Source organism: Cellulomonas sp. 73-92 (assembly GCF_001898175.1).
Taxonomy (GTDB): Bacteria; Actinomycetota; Actinomycetes; order Actinomycetales; family Cellulomonadaceae; genus Cellulomonas.
Map to the genome: position 1 here is coordinate 110,196 of NZ_MKTH01000002.1, position 19,128 is coordinate 129,323.

Genomic DNA, 19,128 nt, shown 5'->3' on the forward strand with positions numbered 1-19,128 from the left:
GCGGGCCGCAGGATCAGGCGAACGAGCCGCCGCACGCGCAGGAGCTCTGCGCGTTCGGGTTGTCGATCGTGAAGCCCTGCTTCTCGATCGTGTCCGCGAAGTCGATCGTCGCGCCCTCGAGGTAGGGCACGCTCATGCGGTCGACGACGACCTCGACGCCGCCGAAGTCGCGCACCGCGTCGCCCTCGAGCATGCGCTCGTCGAAGTACAGCTGGTAGATCAGGCCGGAGCAGCCACCCGGCTGCACGGCGACGCGCAGCCGGAGGTCGTCGCGACCCTCCTGCTCGAGCAGGCTGCGGACCTTGGCCGCGGCCACGTCCGTGAGCTCCACGCCATGGGTGGCGGTCTGGATCGTCTCGCTCATGTCGTTCTCCTGTCGCACGCCGTTGCTGTGCGCAACGGGGCTGTCGGCGCGCTTGTTCCCCGTCAGCGTACGACGCGCCGAGCGGGACTCTCGACCGCGCGTCAGCGCGGCCTGGGCGACCAGGTGCGCGCCACCGCCGCGGTGCGAGCGGTGAGGGTGCCGGCGGGGTCGGCGAGCGCGGCCGCCACCTGCGCGCGCGTCTCCGAGACGGCGTAGGCCGCGCTGATCCCCTCGGCCGCCTGCTCCCGCCGGCCGACGAGCACCTCGCCGGCGACGACGATCGTCGGCAGGCCGTGCGCCAGCGCGCGGTGCGCCACCTCCGCCACGACCTTGCCGTGCAGCGACTGCCAGTCGAACCGCCCCTCGCCCGTGACGACGAGGTCGGCGCCGGCCAGCCGCGCGTCCAGCCCCACGGCGTCGGCCACCACGGCCGCCCCGGGCACGAGCCGCGCGCCGAGCAGCGCCAGCCCGAAGCCGAGCCCCCCGGCCGCGCCCGCCCCCGGCAGCGCGGCCAGCCGGTCGGCACCGGAGCGGGCCGAGGCCGTCGGGACCGCGCCGTGGTGATGACCGAACGCCACCGGCTCGGCCAGCAGGTTCGGGCGCTCGACCTCGCCGAGCGCGGCCCCGGCGACCCGCGCGAACCGGGCCAGCGCCCGCTCCAGGTGCTGCGCCTGCTCCGGCGTCGCGCCCTTCTGCGGCGAGAAGCCCGCGGCGGCGCCCTGCAGCCCGAGCAGCGGCACGTCGACGTCGCAGGCGACGAGGACCTCCACGCCCGACCAGTCGGCCCGCAGCGCCGGCAGGCCGGCGAGGTCGTCGTCCGCCAGCTCGTCGAGCCCGCCACCGCCCCCGGCGAGGCGGCCGCCAGCGCCGGCCAGCCCGAGCCCGGCCAGCATCCCGGCGCCGCCGTCGACGGTCCCCGAGCCACCGAGGCCGACGACGATGCGGCGCGCCCCGGTCTCGCGCGCGTGCCGCAGCAGCTCCCCGAGGCCCACCGACGTGGTGCGCGTCGGGTCCCGCCGGTCGTCCGGCACGAGCGCGAGGCCGACCGCCTGGGCCGACTCGACGTAGGCCGTGTCGCCGGCGAGCAGCACGGCCGCGTCCACGTCCTCGCCCCACGGCCCGCGGACGACGAACGGCAGCAGCCGGCCGCCGATGCTCGCCCGCAGGGTGTCCACGAAGCCCGGGCCACCGTCCGCCAGGGGGGCGACGACGATCTCGTCGTGCCGTGCTCCGGCGCGCCAGCCGGCCGCCATGGCGGCGGCCGCCGCCTGCGGCGAGAGCAGCCCACCGAAGCCGTCCGGAGCCAGCAGCACGCGCATGGCCCCAGATCGTCGCACGGCGGGCCTGTGCGAGGATCGGCGTGTGACTCTCGCGACACCCGAGCGGTCGGTCTTCGTCGAGCCCGCCTCGTCGGCGTTGCTCCTGCTGGGACGCGGTGTGGACCTCGCCTCCGAACGGGGCGTCGAGTGCGCCGGCACGCTGCCGCCCGCGAGCGACCCCGACCTCGTCGAACGTGCCCGCGCGGCGCGCGACGCCCTCGGCGACCGCGCCTTCGTCCTGGGCCACCACTACCAGCGCGACGAGGTCATCGCGTTCGCTGACGTCACGGGCGACTCCTTCCGGCTGGCGCAGCAGGCCGCGGCGCGGCCCGAGGCGGAGTTCATCGTCTTCTGCGGCGTGCACTTCATGGCCGAGTCGGCCGACATCCTCACCGCAGCCCACCAGCAGGTGGTGCTGCCGGACCTGGCCGCGGGCTGCTCCATGGCGGACATGGCGGCGATCGACCAGGTCGAGGACGCCTGGGACGTGCTGACCGACGCCGGCGTCGCCGACGACACGGTCCCCGTGACGTACATGAACTCCACGGCGGCCATCAAGGCGTTCACGGGCCGCCACGGCGGCACGGTGTGCACGTCGTCGAACGCCCAGGTCGCCCTGCGGTGGGCCTTCGAGCAGACCGGCGGGGTCGACGGCCGTGGGAAGGTCCTGTTCCTGCCCGACCAGCACCTGGGGCGCAACACGGCGGTGCTCCAGCTCGGGATGGGGCTGACCGACTGCGTGGTCTACGACCCCCACAAGCCGAACGGCGGCCTCACCGCGCAGCAGCTGCGCGACGCCCGGATGATCCTGTGGCGCGGCCACTGCTCCGTGCACGGGCGCTTCTCGGCGCGCAACGTCGCGGACATCCGTGCCGCCGACCCGGGCGTGCGGGTGATCGTCCACCCCGAGTGCACGCACGAGGTCGTCACCGCGGCCGACGAGGTGGGGTCGACCGAGAAGATCATCAAGGCCCTCGACGCTGCGCCGGCGGGCACCCACTGGGCGATCGGCACCGAGCTCAACCTGGTGCGTCGGCTGGCGCAGACCCACCCCGACCAGGCGATCCACTACCTCGACTCGACCGTGTGCTTCTGCTCGACGATGAACCGGATCGACCTGCCCCACCTCACGTGGGCGCTGGAGTCGCTCGCGGCCGGCCGCGTGGTCAACCGCATCGTCGTCGACGCCGACGACGCCCACTGGGCGCGCGTCGCGCTGGACCAGATGCTGGCGCTGCCGGGCTACTGACGTGGGCACCGGGAACCCGCTTCGGGTCGGGCTCTTCGTCTTCGACGAAGCCGAGGAGCTCGACGTCGTCGGCCCCTACGACGTGCTGGCCTGGTGGGCGCAGCACTCCGACCTGCGTCCCCAGGTGCTGACGTTCTCGGCCGACGGCGCCGGCGTGCGGTGCGCCAAGGGGCTGTCGCTGGTGCCGGACACGTCGGCCGACGAGGTGGGCCCGCTGCACGTGCTGATCTACCCGGGCGGGCACGGAACCCGCGCCCTGGCCGCCGACCCGGAGCACCTGGCCTGGGTGCGCCAGATGCGCGCGACGACCCCGGTGCTGGCCTCCGTGTGCACCGGCGCGCTGGTGTTCGCGGCCGCCGGGCTGCTCGCCGGCCGGCCGGCGACGACCCACTGGGACGCCTTCGACGAGCTCGCCGAGCTGGACCCCTCGATCCTCGTCGACACCGAGGCGCGCTGGGTCGACGACGGCGACACGGTCACCTCCGCCGGCGTCTCGGCGGGCATCGACATGGCGCTCCACCTCGTCGACCGGCTCGACTCCCGGGACATGGCCCGGCGGGTGCGCCGCGGCATCCAGTACGACCCGGAACCACCCGTCTGACCGCCGCTACCCTTACGGGGTGATCGGTCGCAACAAGAACGCGGACGCCGCCCCCGTGCAGCAGCCACCCGTCGAGGATCCGGCGGCGGGCAAGGGCCACCCGACCCCGAAGCGCAAGGTCGCCGAGGCGGCCAACAAGCGCCCCCTCGTCGTCGACGACCGCCGCCAGGCGGCCAAGGACGCGCGCACCAAGGACCGGGCCAAGCGCGACCTGCAGTACAAGGCGATGCTCTCCGGCGACGAGCGGAACATGCCACCGCGCGACGCCGGGCCGGTCAAGCGGTTCGTGCGCGACCACGTCGACGCGCGCTTCAACCTCGGCTCGTACTTCCTGCCGCTGGCGGTCGTCTTCCTGCTCTTCGCGTTCGTGGCGCAGTACCTCGGGTCGCTCGGCTTCTCGCTCGTCGTCGCGGCGCTGTACCTCTACGTGCTCGCGGTCGTCGTCGACTCGGTGATCCTGTGGCGTGGCCTGCGCAAGCGGCTCATCGCCAAGTTCGGCCCGACCTCGACGAGCGGCAACCTCATGTACGGCGTGCTGCGTGCCACCCAGCTGCCGCGCACCCGCCTGCCGCGCCCGCAGGTGAGGCGCGGCGGCGCGCCGGTCGTGCCGAAGGCGCCGAAGAAGTAGTCAGGCGGCCGGCAGGGCGATCGTGGGCGGCACCGGCGCGCCCTCGTTGAGGAGCACCGCGCGGCGCACGCGCTGCTCGGCCAGCGCCCGCCAGTGGTCGCCGAGCCACTCCTCGGCGTCGTAGCGGGCGTCGAAGACGGGGCTCGTCGGGCGGTCCAGCACGGCGCCGGACTCGTCCTCCAGCCGCCACTCCCAGCGCGGTCGCATGCTCAGCCCGCCCTCCGCTCGTCGGCCGCCAGCGCGTGCGTGATGCGGCGCGCGAAGAACGGCCCCTCGTAGATCAGCCCGGTGTAGGCCTCCACCAGCGTGGCACCGACCGCGAGGTACTCGCGGGCGTCGGCGCCGGTCGAGATGCCGCCGACGCCGATGATGACCGCCGCAGGGCCGAGCCGGTCGCGCAGCCGCGCGACGACGTCCAGCCCGCGGGCCAGCAGCGGCGGGCCGGACAGGCCGCCGGGACCCTCGTCGTGCGCGATCGTCGTGTTGACCGCGACGACGCCCTCCAGCCCCAACTCGGCGACGAGGTCGGCGACCGCGTCGACGTCGTCGTCGGACAGGTCGGGGGCGATCTTCACCAGCAGCGGCACCGGCGCGCGGTGGGCCGCCGTCGTCGCCTCGTCGGCCGCGACGCGCACCGCCTCGAGCACCGGGCGCAGCGACTCGACGGCCTGCAGGTCGCGCAGGTTCGGGGTGTTCGGCGAGGACACGTTCACGACGAGGTAGTCGGCGTACGGCGCCAGCAGCCGGGCGCTGGTGGCGTAGTCGTCCGCGGCGCGCTCGAGCGGCGTCACGCGGGACTTGCCGATGTTGACGCCCACCACCGCGGCGCGCCCCCGGCGCGTGGCGCGCAGCCGGCGCAGGTGCGCGGCCACCGCCTCGGCGCCGGCGTTGTTGAAGCCCATGCGGTTGCGCAGCGCCCGGCGGTCCACGAGGCGCCACAGCCGCGGCGGCTCGTTGCCGGGCTGCGGCAGCGCGGTGACCGTGCCGATCTCGACGAACCCGAAGCCCATCATCGCCATGCCGAGCACGCCGTGGGCGTCCTTGTCGAACCCCGCCGCCAGCCCCAGGCGGGAGGGCCAGCTGCGGCCCCACATGCCGAACGAGGAGTCGCGCGGGGCGCCGAGCACGGCCGCGACCACGTCGCGCAGCAGCGGTACGGCGGCCACGGTGCGGATCAGCGCGAACGTGCCCGCGTGCGCCTTCTCGGGGTCCGTCCGCCGCAGGACGAGGTCGAACAGCAGCCGGTACACGGCGCTCAACCTACCGGGCGGTCCGTGCCGTCGGCTGGGTCCACCAGCGCCCGGGCGTCAGGCCGCGGGGCCGGCGCCGGGTGCGGCCTCGTCGGGCGCGGCACCCCGCGTGGCCTCGTCGGCCGCCGCCCGCCCGGAGCGTCGCAGCCACGTGACGCCGAGGAACGGCAGCACGAGCGGGACCAGGAGGTACTCCACCCCGAACCACGACCACACCGACGCGTGCAGCCGGAACAGTCCCGGCGCGACGAACGACAGCGTGCCGACGACGAGCACGCCGACCATCTCGGTCAGCACCGTGGGCCAGGCGAGCCAGCGGCGGTTCGTCGCCAGCGCGAAGGTCGCCACGGCGTAGACGACGCCCGCGAACAACGCCAGCGAGTAGGAGAGCGGCGCCTCGTGGAACTTGGTGGTGACCTCGAAACCCCCGCGGGCGCACGCCGCGAGGGCCAGCACGCCGTAGACGGTGACGAGCGCGCGGCCGGGCCCCTGGCTCGTCGGCCTCACGCCTGGCCCCAGACCTGCAGCAGCCGCAGCTGGAGGAAGGCGACGACCAGCGCACCGAGGAGGAGCACCACCGAGCTCCATCGCGTCCGCTCCGCGAACGCCCAGGTCGCCGCGAGCGGCAGCACGAACAACTGGGTGACGACGTACGTCCAGAACAGCCCGCTCGCCGCCCCTCCGCCGGCCGGGTGCACCAGCACGACGACGAGCTGAATCAGCAGGTACGCCTCGACCACCGCGCCGGCGAGCAGCTGGCGCAGGATCACGGGCCTGTTCCGGAGGGTGTGCCAGCCCGCCGAGGCGGCCAGCACCAGGCTCAGCACGACGCCGACCCAGACGAGGAGGGTGCTCACGGCTCGACACCGTACCGGTCGGCCGGGCGCCGCACCGGTCTACCCTTGGGCAGGTGATCGCGCTGACCAGCAAGGACCCCGCCAAGCTCCCCGTGGACGCCCTCGTGGTGGCCACCGCGCCGAAGGACGGAGGCGTCGAGCTCGTCGGCACCGACTGGCTGCCGGGCGAGCTGCGCTCGGCGCTGGTCCGCGACGCCGGCGCGCTCGGTGTCACCGGCAAGGCCGACGAGGTGCGCCGCGTGCCGGCCACCGGGCTCAAGGCGAAGGTGCTCGTCCTCGTCGGCCTCGGCACCGGCCCCGTCACCGCGGAGCGGTTGCGCCGGGCCGCCGGTGCGGCGACGCGCGAGCTGGCGGGTGTCGGATCGGTCGCCCTGGCGCTGCCGGCGGGCGACGTCGCCGCCACCGTGGCGGTCGCCGAGGGCGCGCTGCTCGGCGCCTACACGTACACCCGGTACCGCGCGGCGGACGCCGCCCGGGCGCCCGTGGCCTCGATCGAGGTCGTCACGACGAAGGCCAAGGACGCAGCCGCCACGCAGGGCGTGGCCCGCGCCGAGGTGCTCGCCGCCGCCGTCCACGCGACGCGCGACCTGGTCAACGCCGCGCCGAACCACCTCTACCCCGAGGCGTTCACCGAGGCCGCCCGCGCGGCGGCCAAGGGCGTCAAGGGCGTGCGGATCACCGTGCTCGACGAGAAGGCGCTCGCCGCGGGCGGGTACGGCGGCCTCGTCGGCGTCGGCCAGGGCTCGCCGCGGCCGCCGCGGCTGGTCAAGGTGGCCTACTCCCCCGCGCGCGCCAAGGCGAAGGTGGCGCTCGTCGGCAAGGGCATCACGTTCGACTCCGGCGGCATCTCCATCAAGCCCAGCGGGTCGATGGAGACCATGAAGTCCGACATGGCCGGAGCGGCCGCGGTGCTGCACACCGTGCTCGCCGCCGCCCAGCTCGGCGTCCCGGCGTCCGTCACCGGCTGGCTCTGCCTGGCGGAGAACATGCCGTCCGGCACGGCGCAGCGGCCGTCGGACGTCGTCACGATCCGCGGCGGGAAGACCGTCGAGGTCCTCAACACCGACGCCGAGGGTCGCCTCGTCATGGCCGACGGGCTCGTCGCCGCCACCGAGGAGAAGCCGGACGTCGTCATCGACATCGCCACCCTGACGGGCGCGCAGGTCGTCGCGCTCGGCGACCGCGTAGGCGCCGTCATGGGGACCGACGAGGTCCGCGCCGAGCTGGTGGCGGCCGCCGACCGGTCCGGCGAGCAGGCCTGGCCCATGCCGCTGCCCGACGAGCTCAAGGCGAACCTGTCCTCGCGCGTGGCCGACCTGGCCAACGTCGCCGGCAACCGCGACGCGGGCATGCTCGTCGCGGGGATCTTCCTCAAGGAGTTCGCCGGCAGCACGCCCTGGGCGCACTACGACATCGCCGGCCCGGCGTTCAACGAGCGCGGCGAGCACGACTACACGCCGAAGGGTGGCACCGGCTTCGGCGTCCGCACGCTGCTGGCGTTCGTGGAGTCCCGCGCCACCCGCTGACCACGGGCGACCGGCCCTGCCGCGACCCGGCTGGGGAGCGTCAGGCCGGGTCGATCGTCGTGCGGTCGCGGTCGCCGTGGCGCAGGCGCTGGCGCGCGTTCCAGTCCCGGACGCGCTGCGGGTAGCCGACGCGCTGCACGTCGTACACTGGGATGCCCAGGTCGCGGGCGATCTGGGCGGCGGTGCGCGGGTCCGGCACCCGGCGCCGCGTCCACTCGCCGTCCGTCGCGACGAGCATCACGGTGGTCGGTGTCACCGTGGTCGCCGGCTCGACGTAGGCCTCGACGCCGACGCGCGTCGCGACGAAGTCCTTGAGGTGCGCCAGCGTCGCCTCACGCGCCTCGCGCGTCGATGCCTCGCCCGCTGGGGCCGGCTTGCGCCGGCGGAACCACGCCATGCGGTCGAGGGTAACCGCCGTACCCGTGTGACCAGCGCGGTAAGTGATGGGACGAATGTCTCGCAGGTCACAGCGGGACGCGTTCGTTCCTGACGTGCGGCAATGACAAGATGGACTTTGGTCCTTGATTCCCACATCCCCCGAAACCTGAGGAGCAGGCTGTGGCCGACACCGGCACCTTCGACATCGTCGTCCTGGGCGGAGGGAGCGGGGGCTACGCCACCGCCCTGCGCGCCTCGCAGCTGGGCAAGTCGGTGGCCCTGGTCGAGGCGGACAAGGTCGGCGGCACGTGCCTCCACCGCGGCTGCATCCCCACCAAGGCCCTGCTGCACGCGGCCGAGCTCGCCGACGACGCCCGCGAAGGCGCGCGCTTCGGCGTGCACACCCAGCTCGAGAAGATCGAGATGGTCGAGGTCAACCAGTACAGGGACTCGGTGGTCGGCCGGCTCTACAAGGGCCTGCAGGGCCTGTTCACGCACCGCAGCGTGGAGATCGTCAACGGCTGGGGCACGCTGACCGGGCCCAACACGGTCCAGGTCGGCGACCGGACCCTCACCGGCGAGCACGTCGTCCTCGCGTCCGGCTCCTACGCCAAGTCGTTGCCCGGCCTCGAGATCGGCGGCCGCGTCATCACGTCCGACCAGGCGCTGCAGCTCGACTGGATCCCGCAGAGCGCGATCATCCTCGGCGGCGGCGTCATCGGCTCCGAGTTCGCCTCGGTGTGGAAGTCGTTCGGCACCGACGTCACCATCGTCGAGGCCCTGCCGCACCTCCTGCCCAACGAGGACGAGTCGCTCAGCAAGGCGTTCGAGCGCCAGGTCCGCAAGCGGGGCATCAACTTCTCCGTCGGCGTCCGCTTCGCGGGCGTCTCGCAGACCGACAGCGGCGTGCACGTGTGGCTCGAGGACGGCAAGACGTTCGACGCCGACCTGCTGCTCGTCGCCGTCGGCCGCGGCCCCGCGACCGCCAACCTCGGCTACGAGGGCCAGGGCATCACGCTGGACCGCGGCTTCGTCATCACCGACGAGCGGCTGCGCACCGGCGTGGGCAACATCCGCGCGGTCGGCGACATCGTGCCCGGCCTGCAGCTGGCCCACCGCGGGTTCGCGCAGGGCATCTTCGTCGCCGAGGACATCGCCGGCCTGTCCCCGGCGCCCATCGTCGAGAGCGGCATCCCGCGCGTCACGTACTCCAACCCCGAGGTCGCCTCCGTCGGCCTCACCGAGGCGAAGGCCCGCGAGGTCTACGTGGACGTCGAGACGATCGAGTACAACCTCGGCGGCAACGGCAAGAGCCAGATCCTCGGCACCCAGGGGTTCGTCAAGCTCGTCCGGCAGAAGAACGGCCCGGTGGTCGGCGTCCACATGATCGGCGCGCGTGTCGGCGAGCTCATCGGTGAGGCGGAGCTGATCGTCAACTGGGAGGCTTACCCCGAGGACGTCGCGAGCCTGATCCACGCGCACCCGACCCAGAACGAGGCCCTCGGCGAGGCGTTCCTCGCACTGGCCGGCAAGCCGCTGCACGCGCACGCCTGAGAACCGAAGGAGATCTGAGCCGTCATGTCGCAGAACGTGCAGCTTCCCGCCCTCGGGGAGTCCGTCACCGAAGGCACCGTCACCCGCTGGCTGAAGAACGTCGGGGACACCGTCGCCGTCGACGAGCCGTTGCTCGAGATCTCGACCGACAAGGTCGACACCGAGATCCCGTCGCCCTTCGCCGGTGTCCTGGAGCAGATCCTCGTCGGTGAGGACGAGACCGCCCAGGTCGGCGCGGTGCTGGGTGTCATCGGGGACGGCGCGGGCGCGTCGCACGACGAGCCCGCCACCGCCCCTGCCGAGCAGGCCGCGCCGGAGCAGGCGCCCGCCGAGGAGGCCGCGCCGCCGGCGCCCGCCGAGGCACCGGCGCCCGCGGAGGAGGCCGCCCCCGCGCCGGCTCCCGCCGCCCGTGCCGAGCAGGCCGGCGGCACCGAGGTGCGGCTTCCCGCGCTCGGCGAGTCGGTCACGGAGGGCACGGTCACCCGCTGGCTGAAGAGCGTCGGCGACACCGTCGCCGTCGACGAGCCGCTGCTGGAGATCTCCACCGACAAGGTCGACACCGAGGTGCCGTCGCCGGTTGCCGGCGTGGTGCAGCAGATCCTCGTCGGCGAGGACGAGACCGCCCAGGTGGGCGCGGTGCTGGCGATCGTCGGCAGCGGCGCTCCCGCCCCGGCCGCCGCCGCACCGGCGGCACCCGCACCCGCTGCGGCACCGGCGCCGGTCCCCGCCGTCGATACCCCGGCGCCGATCCCGACCACCCCGGCCCCGGCCGCCGCGCCGGCACCGGTCCCTGCGCCGGCACCCGCCGCTCCGGTCGCCGAGCCCGCGCCGGTCCCGGCCGAGCAGGCCGCCGCCGTCGCGCTGCCGTCCGCCGGCGCCTACCTCACGCCTCTGGTCCGCAAGCTCGCCGCCGAGAAGGGCGTCGACGCGTCGACGCTGGCCGGCACGGGCGTCGGCGGCCGCATCCGCAAGGAGGACGTGCTCGACGCCGCGGCGAAGGCCGAGGCCGCCCGCCAGGCGGCGGCGCTGGCCGCTGCCCAGGCGGCGGCGCCGGCCCCCGTAGCGGCGGCGCCTGCCTCGTCGGCCACCAAGGCCGCGCCCGTCCCGGCCGTGTCCCCGCTGCGGGGCACCACCGAGAAGGCCAGCCGGCTGCGCCAGATCATCGCCGAGCGCATGGTCGAGGCCCTGCAGACGCAGGCGCAGCTGACCACGGTGGTCGAGGTGGACGTCACCAAGGTCGCCCGGCTGCGCACCCGTGCGAAGGACGCGTTCAAGGCGCGCGAGGGCGTCAACCTCACGTTCCTGCCGTTCTTCATCGAGGCGGCCGTCGAGGCGCTGAAGGCCTACCCCAAGGTCAACGGCGTGCTCGAGGGCAACCAGATCACCTACCACGGCTCCGAGAACGTCGGCATCGCGGTGGACACCGAGCGCGGGCTGCTCGTGCCGGTCATCCGCGAGGCGGGCGACCTCAACCTCGCCGGCCTGGCCCGCAAGATCGCCGACCTGGCGAGCCGCACCCGCGCCAACAAGGTCTCGCCCGACGAGCTGTCCGGCGCGACGTTCACGGTGACGAACACCGGTTCGGGCGGGGCGCTCATCGACACCCCGATCGTCCCCGGCGGCACGTCGGCGATCCTCGCCACCGGCGCGATCGTCAAGCGGCCCGTGGTCATCACGGGCGAGGACGGCTCGGACGTCATCGCCGTGCGGCAGATGTGCTACCTGTCGCTGTCGTACGACCACCGCCTGGTCGACGGCGCCGACGCGGCGCGCTACCTCGTCGCCATCAAGAACCGCATCGAGGAGGGCGCGTTCGAGGCCGAGCTCGGCCTCTGACCGCAGTCTCCCGACGAAGGGGCGTCCCGCCGCGCGGGGCGCCCCTTCGTCATGCGCGCCCACCACCCCCGAGTTCCCTGAACTTCCGGTCGTGAATCGCAACGCCGACGTCAGGAAAGTGAGCATTGGGGGGTGGGGGCGGGGTGGGGGGCGGGGTGGGGTGACGGGTGACGGGCGGCCGGCGGCCGGACGGGCGGCCGGGCGGCCGGGCGGCCGGACGGTGGGCACGACGCGACGGATCGGTCGGTTCCCGGCAGGATGGCGCGATGCGCGTCGTCGTGGCGGGATCCCATGGGCTGATCGGATCGGCGCTCGTCGCCCACCTGCGGGGCGACGGGCACGACGTGGTGCGCCTGGTCCGTGGCACCGCGCGGGCCGCCGACGAGCTGGCGTGGGACCCCGACCACGGGGTGCTCGACCCCGCGGGCCTGGCCGGCGCCGACGCGGTGGTGAACCTCGCGGGCGTCAACGCGGGCTCGCGCCCGCTCACGCCGGCCCGCAAGCGCGCCGTCGTGGCGTCCCGGCTGCGCACGACGAGCCTGCTGGCCACCACCCTCGCCGCCGCACCCGACGGCCCCCGGGTGCTGCTGCAGGGCTCCGCGGTGGGCGCCTACGGGGACCGCGGCGACGACGAGCTCACCGAGGCCGAGCCCTACGGCAGCACCTTCTTCGCCGACCTCGTCGAGCGCTGGGAGGCCGCCACCGCGCCCGCCGCGGCGGCCGGCGTCCGCGTGACGCACCTGCGGACGTCGATCGTCCTGTCGCCGCACGGCGGCGCGCTCGGGCGGCTGCTGCCGCTCGTCCGGCTCGGCCTGGGCGGCCGGCTCGGCTCCGGGCGGCAGTTCTGGAGCTGGATCACGCTGCACGACGAGGTCCGCGCGATCACCCACCTGCTCGCCTCTGACGTGCCCGGGCCGGTCAACCTGGTCGCCGGCGCCGACCGCAACGCCGACGTCGTCGCCGCGCTCGCCGCGACCTGGCACCGTCCGGCGGTGCTCGCCGTGCCGGCACCGGCGCTGCGGCTGGTGCTCGGCGACTTCGCCTCGGAGGTGCTCGGCTCCGCCCGCGCCGTCCCCGCGGCGCTCACCGCGTCGGGCTTCGTGCCGGACCACCCGGACATCGCCACCGCCGCGGCATGGGTCTGGGCGGCGTCCCGGGAGCACTGAGCGCGGGCCGCCGCGCAGCGGCGTCAGCCTGGCGGGCATCGACATCCACGACACCGACATCCGACGCCCGACGCCCGACGCCCGACGCCCGACGCCCGACGCCCGACGCCCGACGCCCGACGCCCGACGCCCGACGCCAGGATCATGCCGTCGGCTCGCCGACAGCCCACACGCGCCACCCGGCATCGGTCCAGCGGAGGTGAAGCACGACCGTCCGGGGCGTCGCGCCGGGCACCGTGGTGGTGCCCGACTCCCCCACCCGCCGGTAGGGGCTCGTCGCGGACGTCACCGAGACGGCGGGCTCGTCGGGGTCCGCCGCGACGAGGTCGCTCTCCTGGACGTCGACGCTCAGCCCCTCGAGGCGGTCGCCGTCGAGGGACGCGACGAGGTCCTCGTCGGCACCCAGCGCGGGGCTGCCCGCGGCATCCACCGCTCCCAGGGCGGCGGCGTCGCCGGCGCCGATGAGCGCGGCCCGCTGCCGCGTCAGCGCGGCCGCAGCCGCCTCCGGCGCCGTCCGGTCGAGCACCGGGTCCACCGCGACGGCCGCCGATGACCCGACCTGCCCGGCGGCGGCGCGGTCGACGCCCGCCGAGGGTTCGACCTGCCCAGCAACGGCGCGGTCGACAACCGGCCGCAGCAGCACGCCGCCCACCAGGGCGATGGCGACCACCACGACCGCGACGGTGCGCACGTGGGCCCGGCGGCGGGCGCGGCGCCGGGCGGCCCGCCGGGTCGGCCCCGGCAGCGCCGTGCCACCCCCGGGTGCCGGCCGCGCGGCGGGAGCCAAAAGGCTGGCGCGGGCGAGGGCACCGGCGTCGGGGATCCGGACGGCCTCGGGCTCGACCGTGCCGAAGCACACCCGCGCCACCTCGGCGCCGCTGCGGCAGCCGCGGACGAGCAGGTCCTCGAGCACCGGGCGCAGGTCGGGGCCGTCGTCGGCCTCGTCGGCCGGCCGCAGCGGCGGGGTCATCACGGACAGGACGGTCCGCAGCAGCCCCGGGACGTCGTCGTCCGGCTCGTCGGCCCACCGCCTCGGCACGACGAGCGCCGGACGTCCCCCCGGCAGGAACCGGACGCCGTCCGGCCGAGGTGGGCCATAGGCCAACCCGGCGTCGTGGAGGGCGTCGAGCGTCTCCACCAGCGGGACGGTCACCGTCACGGCCTCCGCGTCGGTCAGCGGCACGCGAGCGCGGCGCACATCGGCGAGCGAGGGTCCGTCGTCGTCGTCCACCAGCAGCCCGCGGCGGAGCAGCGCGGCGACGGCCTCGGCCTGAGCAGGGTTCATGCCGCCATCGAAGCGATGCGCGTCCGCCCTCGTCGGGGCCCGTCCACAGGCCCGCGTGGCTCCGTGGTCCTGGTCGAGGACGTCGAGGTCGGCGGGCTGATCGTCGGCGTCGACCCGACAGGGTCGGCTACGCGAGCTTGACGGCGTGCCCCTCGGCGGCGGCGACCTTCGCGGCGTCCAGCACGCGGGCGACGTGCACCGCGTCGAGCGGGTTCACGGGGGCCGGCCCGTCCCCGGCCGCCCAGCGCACCACGGCGCGGTACAGGTCCGCGTGGCCACCGGGCGCCGCCGGCACCGGCGTCATCTCGGCGCCGCGCACCAGCCACGCCTCGTGCGGCGGCACCCCGCGCCGGGCGTCGAGCCCCTCGAAGGGCGTCGCCTCGCCCTCGAAGTGCGTGACGAGGAACGCGCCCTTGTCCCCGAGCACGCGCGTGCGGGGTCCGGGCGCGCCCACCAGCGCACCGGCGGACAGGTGGCTGATGACGGCGTGGCCCTCGGCGTCCGGCACGTGCTGGAGGGCGAGGAAGACGTCGTCGACCGCGGGCGTGGTGATCGCGCGCAGCTCCGCGGAGACGGTGGCCACCGGCCCGAACAGCTGGATCGCCGAGTCCACCAGGTGCGAGCCGAGGTCGAGCAGCAGGCCGCCGGCATCGGGGTCGAGCTCCTTCCAGCGCTGCAGGGGCACCGGCCGGAACCTCTCCCACCGGCGCTCGAACCGGTGCACCCGGCCCAGCTCGCCGCGCTCCAGCACGGCCCGCAGGGTCAGCTGCTCGGGGTCCCAGCGGCGGTTGTGGAACACGGTGAGCCGCCCGCCGTGGCGGGTGGCCAGCCGAACCAGCTCGGACGCGGCCTTCTCCGTGGTCGCCAGCGGCTTGTCGACGAGCACGGGCAGCCCCGCGTCGAGCAGCCGGGCGACGTCCGCGGCGTGCTGGCCGGTGGGGCTGGCGACCACGACGAGGTCGAGGCCGGTCGCGTGCTGCAGCAGCCCCGGCACATCGGGCACCACGACCGCGCGCGGCCAGTCGGCCTTGACCTGGTCGCCCCGCGTGCGCGTCACGACGACCGTGACGTGCTGGCCGACCTCCTTGAGGAGCCGGGTGTGGATCCCCCGCCCGGACGTCCCGTACCCCACCAGACCGACGCGCAGATGCTCCACAGCCCCACCCTAGAGGGACGCCGTGACGACGTCCGGTCGAGCCGGGTTAGCCTGCCCTCATGCGGTTCGACGTGCTGGGCATCGGCGAGACCCTCCAGCCCTACGAGCCGACGTGGCAGCTGCAGCGGGAGGTCCACGCCGCCGTCGCGGACGGCGCGCAAGAGGACACCGTGCTCCTCGTCGAGCACGAGCCCGTCTACACCGCCGGCAAGCGCACCTCCCCGCTCGACCGGCCCGTCGACGGCACCCCGGTGGTCGACGTGGACCGCGGCGGCCGCATCACGTGGCACGGCCCGGGCCAGCTCGTCGGCTACCCGATCGTCCGGCTCGCCGAGCCGATCGACGTGGTCCGCTACGTGCGCGAGCTCGAGGAGGCGCTCATCCGCACCTGCGCCGACCTGGGCCTGGCGGTGGTCCGCGTCGAGGGGCGCAGCGGGGTGTGGTTCGCCGGCCGCGACGGCGGGCACGACCGCAAGGTGGCGGCGATCGGCGTACGCGTGGCGCGCGGGGTGACGATGCACGGCTTCGCGCTCAACTGCAGCTGCGACCTGTCGTGGTACGGCCGGATCGTGCCCTGCGGCATCCCCGACGCGGACGTGACCACGCTGTCCGCCGAGACCGGCCGGCTCGTCACCATCGCCGAGGTGATGCCGCTGATGCAGCGCCACCTCACGGACACGCTGGCGCCGCTGCTGGCCAGCGAGCGCACGACGAACCCCGCGGCCGTCGCCCTCGGTTGACGCGAGGGGGCTCGCGAGGACGAGGCGGGCGGCGCCGTCAGTGGGACTGGGCCAGCTCGCCGGCGATGCCGGCGGCCCACTCGCGCACCTCGTCGAGGTCCCGGAAGTCGCCCTGCTCGGCGTGCACGAGCGCGACGAGCGCGCGCTCGGAGATGTTGAGCTCGTCGCGCTCCAGCCGGCCGGCGAACATCCGGACGTCGCGTGCCGACACGGCCGAGGCCACCGCGGTCACGTCGTCCGGCGTCTGCCCGGCACCGGGGACGTCCCCCACCGGGCCGGACCAGAACAGCCACACCGGCCGCCCGCGCAGCTGGCCGGCCTGCCGGTCGACGAGGTCGCGCATGCCCAGCGCCATCCGGCCGACGTACACGGCGGAGCCGAGGACGACCGCCTCGTACTCGTCGACGCGCTCGACGTCGTCCGGCGACACCTCGTCGACCTCGTGACCCGCCTCCCGGAGCACGTCGGCGACGACCGTTCCCATGTCGAGCGTCCCACCGTGCCGGGACGCGACCGAGACCAGCACCCGCATCGTGACCTCCTCCGCCAGCGCCCCGACCCCCCGGTCGCGGGCCGCTCCCCCTTGTGCCGTCAGCGTCCCGTGACGTGGTGCGCGCGGCGCGGGACGGAGGTCCCCAGCATGGGACGGAAGTCCCCGGCCCCACGGCCCGCGGTTAGGGTGGCCTGGTGACGATCGCTCCCGAGGGCCGCCGCATGCTGCGGGTCGAGGCGCGCAACGCGCAGACGCCGATCGAGAAGAAGCCGGAGTGGATCCGCACCCGCGCCTCGATGGGCCCGCACTACGGCGAGCTGCACCAGCTGGTGCGCCGTGAGGGCCTGCACACGGTGTGCGAGGAGGCCGGCTGCCCCAACATCTTCGAGTGCTGGGAGGACCGGGAGGCCACGTTCCTCATCGGCGGCGACCAGTGCACCCGCCGCTGCGACTTCTGCCAGATCGACACCGGCAAGCCGGCGGCGTTCGACAAGGACGAGCCCAACCGGGTCGCGGAGTCGGTCCAGGCGATGGGCCTGCGGTACGCCACGGTGACGGGCGTCGCGCGCGACGACCTGCCGGACGGCGGGGCGTGGCTCTACGCCGAGACGGTGCGCCGCATCCACGCCGTCAACCCCGGCACGGGCGTCGAGCTGCTCATCCCCGACTTCGACGCCCGGGGCGACAACCTCGCCGAGGTGTTCGGCAGCCGGCCGGAGGTGCTCGCCCACAACCTCGAGACGGTCCCGCGGATCTTCAAGCGCATCCGGCCCGGGTTCCGCTACGAGCGTTCGCTCTCGGTGCTGACGAGCGCGCACGACGAAGGGCTCGTCACCAAGTCGAACCTCATCCTCGGCATGGGCGAGACCGTCGACGAGGTCAAGGAGGCGCTGGACGCGCTCCACGACGCCGGCTGCGACCTCATCACCGTCACGCAGTACCTACGGCCGTCGGTGCGGCACCACCCCGTGGACCGCTGGGTGCACCCCGAGGAGTTCGTCGAGCTCTCCGAGTACGCGACGGCCATCGGCTTCGCCGGCGTCATGGCCGGGCCGCTCGTCCGCTCGTCGTACCGCGCGGGGCGGCTGTGGGGCCAGGCGATGGTCCGGGCCGGACGTCCCATCCCGCCGGCGCTGGCCCACCTCGGGGAGAAGGGCACCGCGCGCCAGGAGGCCGCGGCCATCCTGGAGCGCACCGGGAGCACGCTCGTCGCTCGGTAGACTCGCGTCCCATGGCACGCACGTCCACCACCGGCTCGACGCCGGCGCCCACGGGCAAGGGCAAGGGCACCGACGCCCCGAGGAAGACCCGCTGGTACACGCAGGTCTGGCAGGTCTACAAGATGACCGCCGAGACCGACCCGGCGGTGACGTGGTGGCTGCTCGGCACGTTCCTCGGCATCATGGCCGTGGGCATCGTCATCGGCGAGCTGACCAGCCACTTCTGGTACTTCTTCATCATGGCGGTCCCGATCGCCCTGGTCGTGGCGATGTTCCTGCTCACGCGCCGGGCGGAGACCGCCGCGTACCGGCGGATCGAGGGCCAGCCCGGCGCGTCGCTGTCGGCGCTGAGCACCATCCGCAAGGGCTGGACCTTCCAGCAGGAGCCGGTGCAGTTCGACCCGCGCCTGCACGACGCCGTGTTCCGCGGCCTCGGCCGGCCTGGCGTCGTGCTCATCTCCGAGGGTCCCGCCCAGCGTGTGGCGCGGCTGCTCGACGCCGAGCGCAAGAAGGTGGCGCGCGTCGCGTCCGGCGTGCCGATCACGACGATCCAGGTGGGCGACGAGGCCGGCCAGGTGCCGCTGCGCCAGCTCCCCCGCAAGGTGCAGCGCCTCAAGCCGCAGCTGACGAAGGCCGAGCTGGCCGTCGTCGAGAAGCGCCTCACCGCGCTCGGCACCATGAAGCTGCCGATCCCCAAGGGCATCGACCCCATGAAGGCCCGCCCGGACCGCCGGGGCGCGCGCTAACAGGGCTGGGCCCCTCGCGCGGCGGCTGCCGCGCACCGGGTGGCCACCCCGGCCCGGGAGGAGGCCGCATGCTGACCCTGGAGGACGTGTTCCCGCCGTTCGCGCTGCGGATCTCCAGCGGCCCGGTGGAGCTGCGGGTGCTGCGTGACGACGACCTCCCCGAGCTCGTCGAGCTCGTCCGCTCGGGGATCCAGGCCCCGGGCCTGCCCATGCCCTTCCTCACGGCCTGGCACGAGGAGCCCTTCGCGCCCGGCGCTCCCGACGGCTTCCCGACCGCCTCGCTGCGGTGGTGGTGGACGCAGCGGGCGACCTTCGCGCCCGCCGAGTGGAGCCTGGCCCTCGTCGTGCGTCGCGAGGGTGTGCTCGTCGGTGTGCAGGACGTGCAGGCGAAGGACTTCGTCCACACGCGCCGCGTCCTGACCGGCTCCTGGCTGGGGAGGGCGCACCAGGGGGTGGGGACCGGCACGCTGATGCGACAGCTGGTCGTCGGCTTCGCGTTCGACGAGCTCGACGCCGAGCAGTGCGAGTCCGGCTACGTCGTGGGCAACCACGCGTCGGCGGCCGTCAGTCGCAAGGTCGGGTACGTCGACAACGGCCGCCGCCGCATCGCGCAGCACACGCGGCAGGGCACCGTCGGGGTGGACGAGCAGCGCGTGGTCGTGACGCCTGCCACCTTCGTCCGCCCGGAGGGTCAGGTCTCGGTCGAGGGCGCCGAGCCCCTGCGCCGGCTCCTCGGGATCGACCGGTAGGTCCCCGGCCG

At 74.8% G+C, this 19,128-nt stretch carries 21 protein-coding genes; 11 read left to right on the top strand and 10 right to left on the bottom strand.

The window, feature by feature from the left end; translation table 11 throughout:
- Window positions 1-13: 13 nt before the first annotated feature.
- Both erpA and BGO37_RS00795 read right to left on the bottom strand, forming a co-directional pair.
- The gene (erpA, locus tag BGO37_RS00790; RefSeq protein WP_291751172.1) at window positions 14-364 is read right to left on the bottom strand and encodes an iron-sulfur cluster insertion protein ErpA; all 351 of its coding nucleotides are present in this window, start codon (window positions 362-364) and stop codon (window positions 14-16) included.
- A gap of 101 nt (window positions 365-465) precedes the next feature.
- Window positions 466-1,683, bottom strand: a complete 1,218-nt coding sequence (locus BGO37_RS00795; RefSeq protein ID WP_291751175.1) for a glycerate kinase — start codon at window positions 1,681-1,683, stop codon at window positions 466-468.
- Between the two features lie 43 nt (window positions 1,684-1,726).
- Between BGO37_RS00795 and nadA the strand changes: the two genes are divergently transcribed.
- Genes nadA through BGO37_RS00810 form a run of 3 tightly spaced genes read left to right on the top strand, consistent with a single transcriptional unit; the run spans window position 1,727 to window position 4,161 of the window.
- Window positions 1,727-2,932, top strand: coding sequence for a quinolinate synthase NadA (gene nadA, locus BGO37_RS00800; RefSeq protein WP_291751176.1), 1,206 nt, complete (start codon window positions 1,727-1,729; stop codon window positions 2,930-2,932).
- Between the two features lies 1 nt (window position 2,933).
- Window positions 2,934-3,533 carry a DJ-1/PfpI family protein gene (locus tag BGO37_RS00805; RefSeq protein WP_291751178.1) on the top strand — a complete coding sequence of 200 codons (600 nt, stop codon included), beginning with the start codon at window positions 2,934-2,936 and terminating at the stop codon, window positions 3,531-3,533.
- A gap of 19 nt (window positions 3,534-3,552) precedes the next feature.
- Window positions 3,553-4,161, top strand: coding sequence for a DUF3043 domain-containing protein (locus tag BGO37_RS00810; protein WP_291751179.1), 609 nt, complete (start codon window positions 3,553-3,555; stop codon window positions 4,159-4,161).
- On the opposite strand, the gene BGO37_RS00815 is transcribed toward BGO37_RS00810, so the two are convergent.
- Genes BGO37_RS00815 through BGO37_RS00830 form a run of 4 tightly spaced genes read right to left on the bottom strand, consistent with a single transcriptional unit; the run spans window position 4,162 to window position 6,268 of the window.
- A complete protein-coding gene (locus tag BGO37_RS00815) occupies window positions 4,162-4,368 on the bottom strand; it encodes a hypothetical protein (protein WP_367188077.1) in 207 nt (68 codons plus the stop codon). It abuts the gene before it with no gap.
- Window positions 4,369-4,370: 2 nt separating this feature from the next.
- Window positions 4,371-5,411, bottom strand: a complete 1,041-nt coding sequence (locus BGO37_RS00820; protein WP_291751181.1) for a quinone-dependent dihydroorotate dehydrogenase — start codon at window positions 5,409-5,411, stop codon at window positions 4,371-4,373.
- 57 nt (window positions 5,412-5,468) lie between these two features.
- The gene (locus BGO37_RS00825; RefSeq protein WP_291751183.1) at window positions 5,469-5,918 is read right to left on the bottom strand and encodes a hypothetical protein; all 450 of its coding nucleotides are present in this window, start codon (window positions 5,916-5,918) and stop codon (window positions 5,469-5,471) included.
- Window positions 5,915-6,268, bottom strand: coding sequence for a hypothetical protein (locus tag BGO37_RS00830; RefSeq protein WP_291751184.1), 354 nt, complete (start codon window positions 6,266-6,268; stop codon window positions 5,915-5,917). The genes BGO37_RS00825 and BGO37_RS00830 overlap by 4 nt, the downstream gene beginning before the upstream one ends.
- Window positions 6,269-6,321: 53 nt before the next feature.
- On the opposite strand from BGO37_RS00830, the gene BGO37_RS00835 reads away from it, so the two are divergent.
- The gene (locus BGO37_RS00835) at window positions 6,322-7,794 is read left to right on the top strand and encodes a leucyl aminopeptidase (protein ID WP_291751186.1); all 1,473 of its coding nucleotides are present in this window, start codon (window positions 6,322-6,324) and stop codon (window positions 7,792-7,794) included.
- Between the two features lie 40 nt (window positions 7,795-7,834).
- On the opposite strand, the gene BGO37_RS00840 is transcribed toward BGO37_RS00835, so the two are convergent.
- Window positions 7,835-8,191 (bottom strand): oxidoreductase, encoded by a 357-nt coding sequence (locus BGO37_RS00840; RefSeq protein WP_291751187.1) that lies wholly within the window; start codon window positions 8,189-8,191, stop codon window positions 7,835-7,837.
- Window positions 8,192-8,352: 161 nt separating this feature from the next.
- Here BGO37_RS00840 and lpdA point away from each other — a divergent pair, with 161 nt between their 5' ends.
- The 3 genes from lpdA (at window position 8,353) to BGO37_RS00855 (ending at window position 12,728) form a co-directional block, all read left to right on the top strand.
- Window positions 8,353-9,726 carry a dihydrolipoyl dehydrogenase gene (gene lpdA / locus BGO37_RS00845; protein ID WP_291751189.1) on the top strand — a complete coding sequence of 458 codons (1,374 nt, stop codon included), beginning with the start codon at window positions 8,353-8,355 and terminating at the stop codon, window positions 9,724-9,726.
- 24 nt (window positions 9,727-9,750) lie between these two features.
- Entirely contained in the window at window positions 9,751-11,562 is a 1,812-nt protein-coding gene (sucB, locus tag BGO37_RS00850) for a 2-oxoglutarate dehydrogenase, E2 component, dihydrolipoamide succinyltransferase (protein ID WP_291751190.1), read from the top strand.
- A 266-nt stretch (window positions 11,563-11,828) separates the two neighbouring features.
- Window positions 11,829-12,728: a TIGR01777 family oxidoreductase gene (locus tag BGO37_RS00855; protein ID WP_291751192.1), complete on the top strand. Its 900-nt coding sequence runs from the start codon at window positions 11,829-11,831 to the stop codon at window positions 12,726-12,728.
- Window positions 12,729-12,870: 142 nt separating this feature from the next.
- Here BGO37_RS00855 and BGO37_RS00860 read toward each other — a convergent pair whose 3' ends face one another.
- On the bottom strand, window positions 12,871-14,013 hold the full coding sequence (locus BGO37_RS00860) for a hypothetical protein (RefSeq protein WP_291751195.1): 1,143 nt from the start codon (window positions 14,011-14,013) through the stop codon (window positions 12,871-12,873).
- A gap of 127 nt (window positions 14,014-14,140) precedes the next feature.
- Window positions 14,141-15,169: a Gfo/Idh/MocA family oxidoreductase gene (locus BGO37_RS00865; RefSeq protein ID WP_291751197.1), complete on the bottom strand. Its 1,029-nt coding sequence runs from the start codon at window positions 15,167-15,169 to the stop codon at window positions 14,141-14,143.
- A gap of 59 nt (window positions 15,170-15,228) precedes the next feature.
- On the opposite strand from BGO37_RS00865, the gene lipB reads away from it, so the two are divergent.
- Entirely contained in the window at window positions 15,229-15,909 is a 681-nt protein-coding gene (lipB, locus tag BGO37_RS00870; protein ID WP_291751198.1) for a lipoyl(octanoyl) transferase LipB, read from the top strand.
- 37 nt (window positions 15,910-15,946) lie between these two features.
- Here the strand turns inward: lipB and BGO37_RS00875 are convergent, their stop codons facing one another.
- Complete coding sequence (locus BGO37_RS00875) at window positions 15,947-16,441, bottom strand: flavodoxin domain-containing protein (RefSeq protein ID WP_291751201.1); 495 nt, start codon at window positions 16,439-16,441, stop codon at window positions 15,947-15,949.
- 155 nt (window positions 16,442-16,596) lie between these two features.
- Here BGO37_RS00875 and lipA point away from each other — a divergent pair, with 155 nt between their 5' ends.
- The 3 genes from lipA (at window position 16,597) to BGO37_RS00890 (ending at window position 19,117) form a co-directional block, all read left to right on the top strand.
- Window positions 16,597-17,622 (top strand): lipoyl synthase, encoded by a 1,026-nt coding sequence (gene lipA, locus BGO37_RS00880; protein WP_291751203.1) that lies wholly within the window; start codon window positions 16,597-16,599, stop codon window positions 17,620-17,622.
- Window positions 17,623-17,633: 11 nt separating this feature from the next.
- Window positions 17,634-18,368: a DUF4191 domain-containing protein gene (locus BGO37_RS00885; RefSeq protein WP_291751207.1), complete on the top strand. Its 735-nt coding sequence runs from the start codon at window positions 17,634-17,636 to the stop codon at window positions 18,366-18,368.
- Window positions 18,369-18,436: 68 nt separating this feature from the next.
- Window positions 18,437-19,117, top strand: a complete 681-nt coding sequence (locus BGO37_RS00890; protein WP_291751208.1) for a GNAT family protein — start codon at window positions 18,437-18,439, stop codon at window positions 19,115-19,117.
- The last annotated feature ends 11 nt before the right edge of the window (window positions 19,118-19,128 follow it).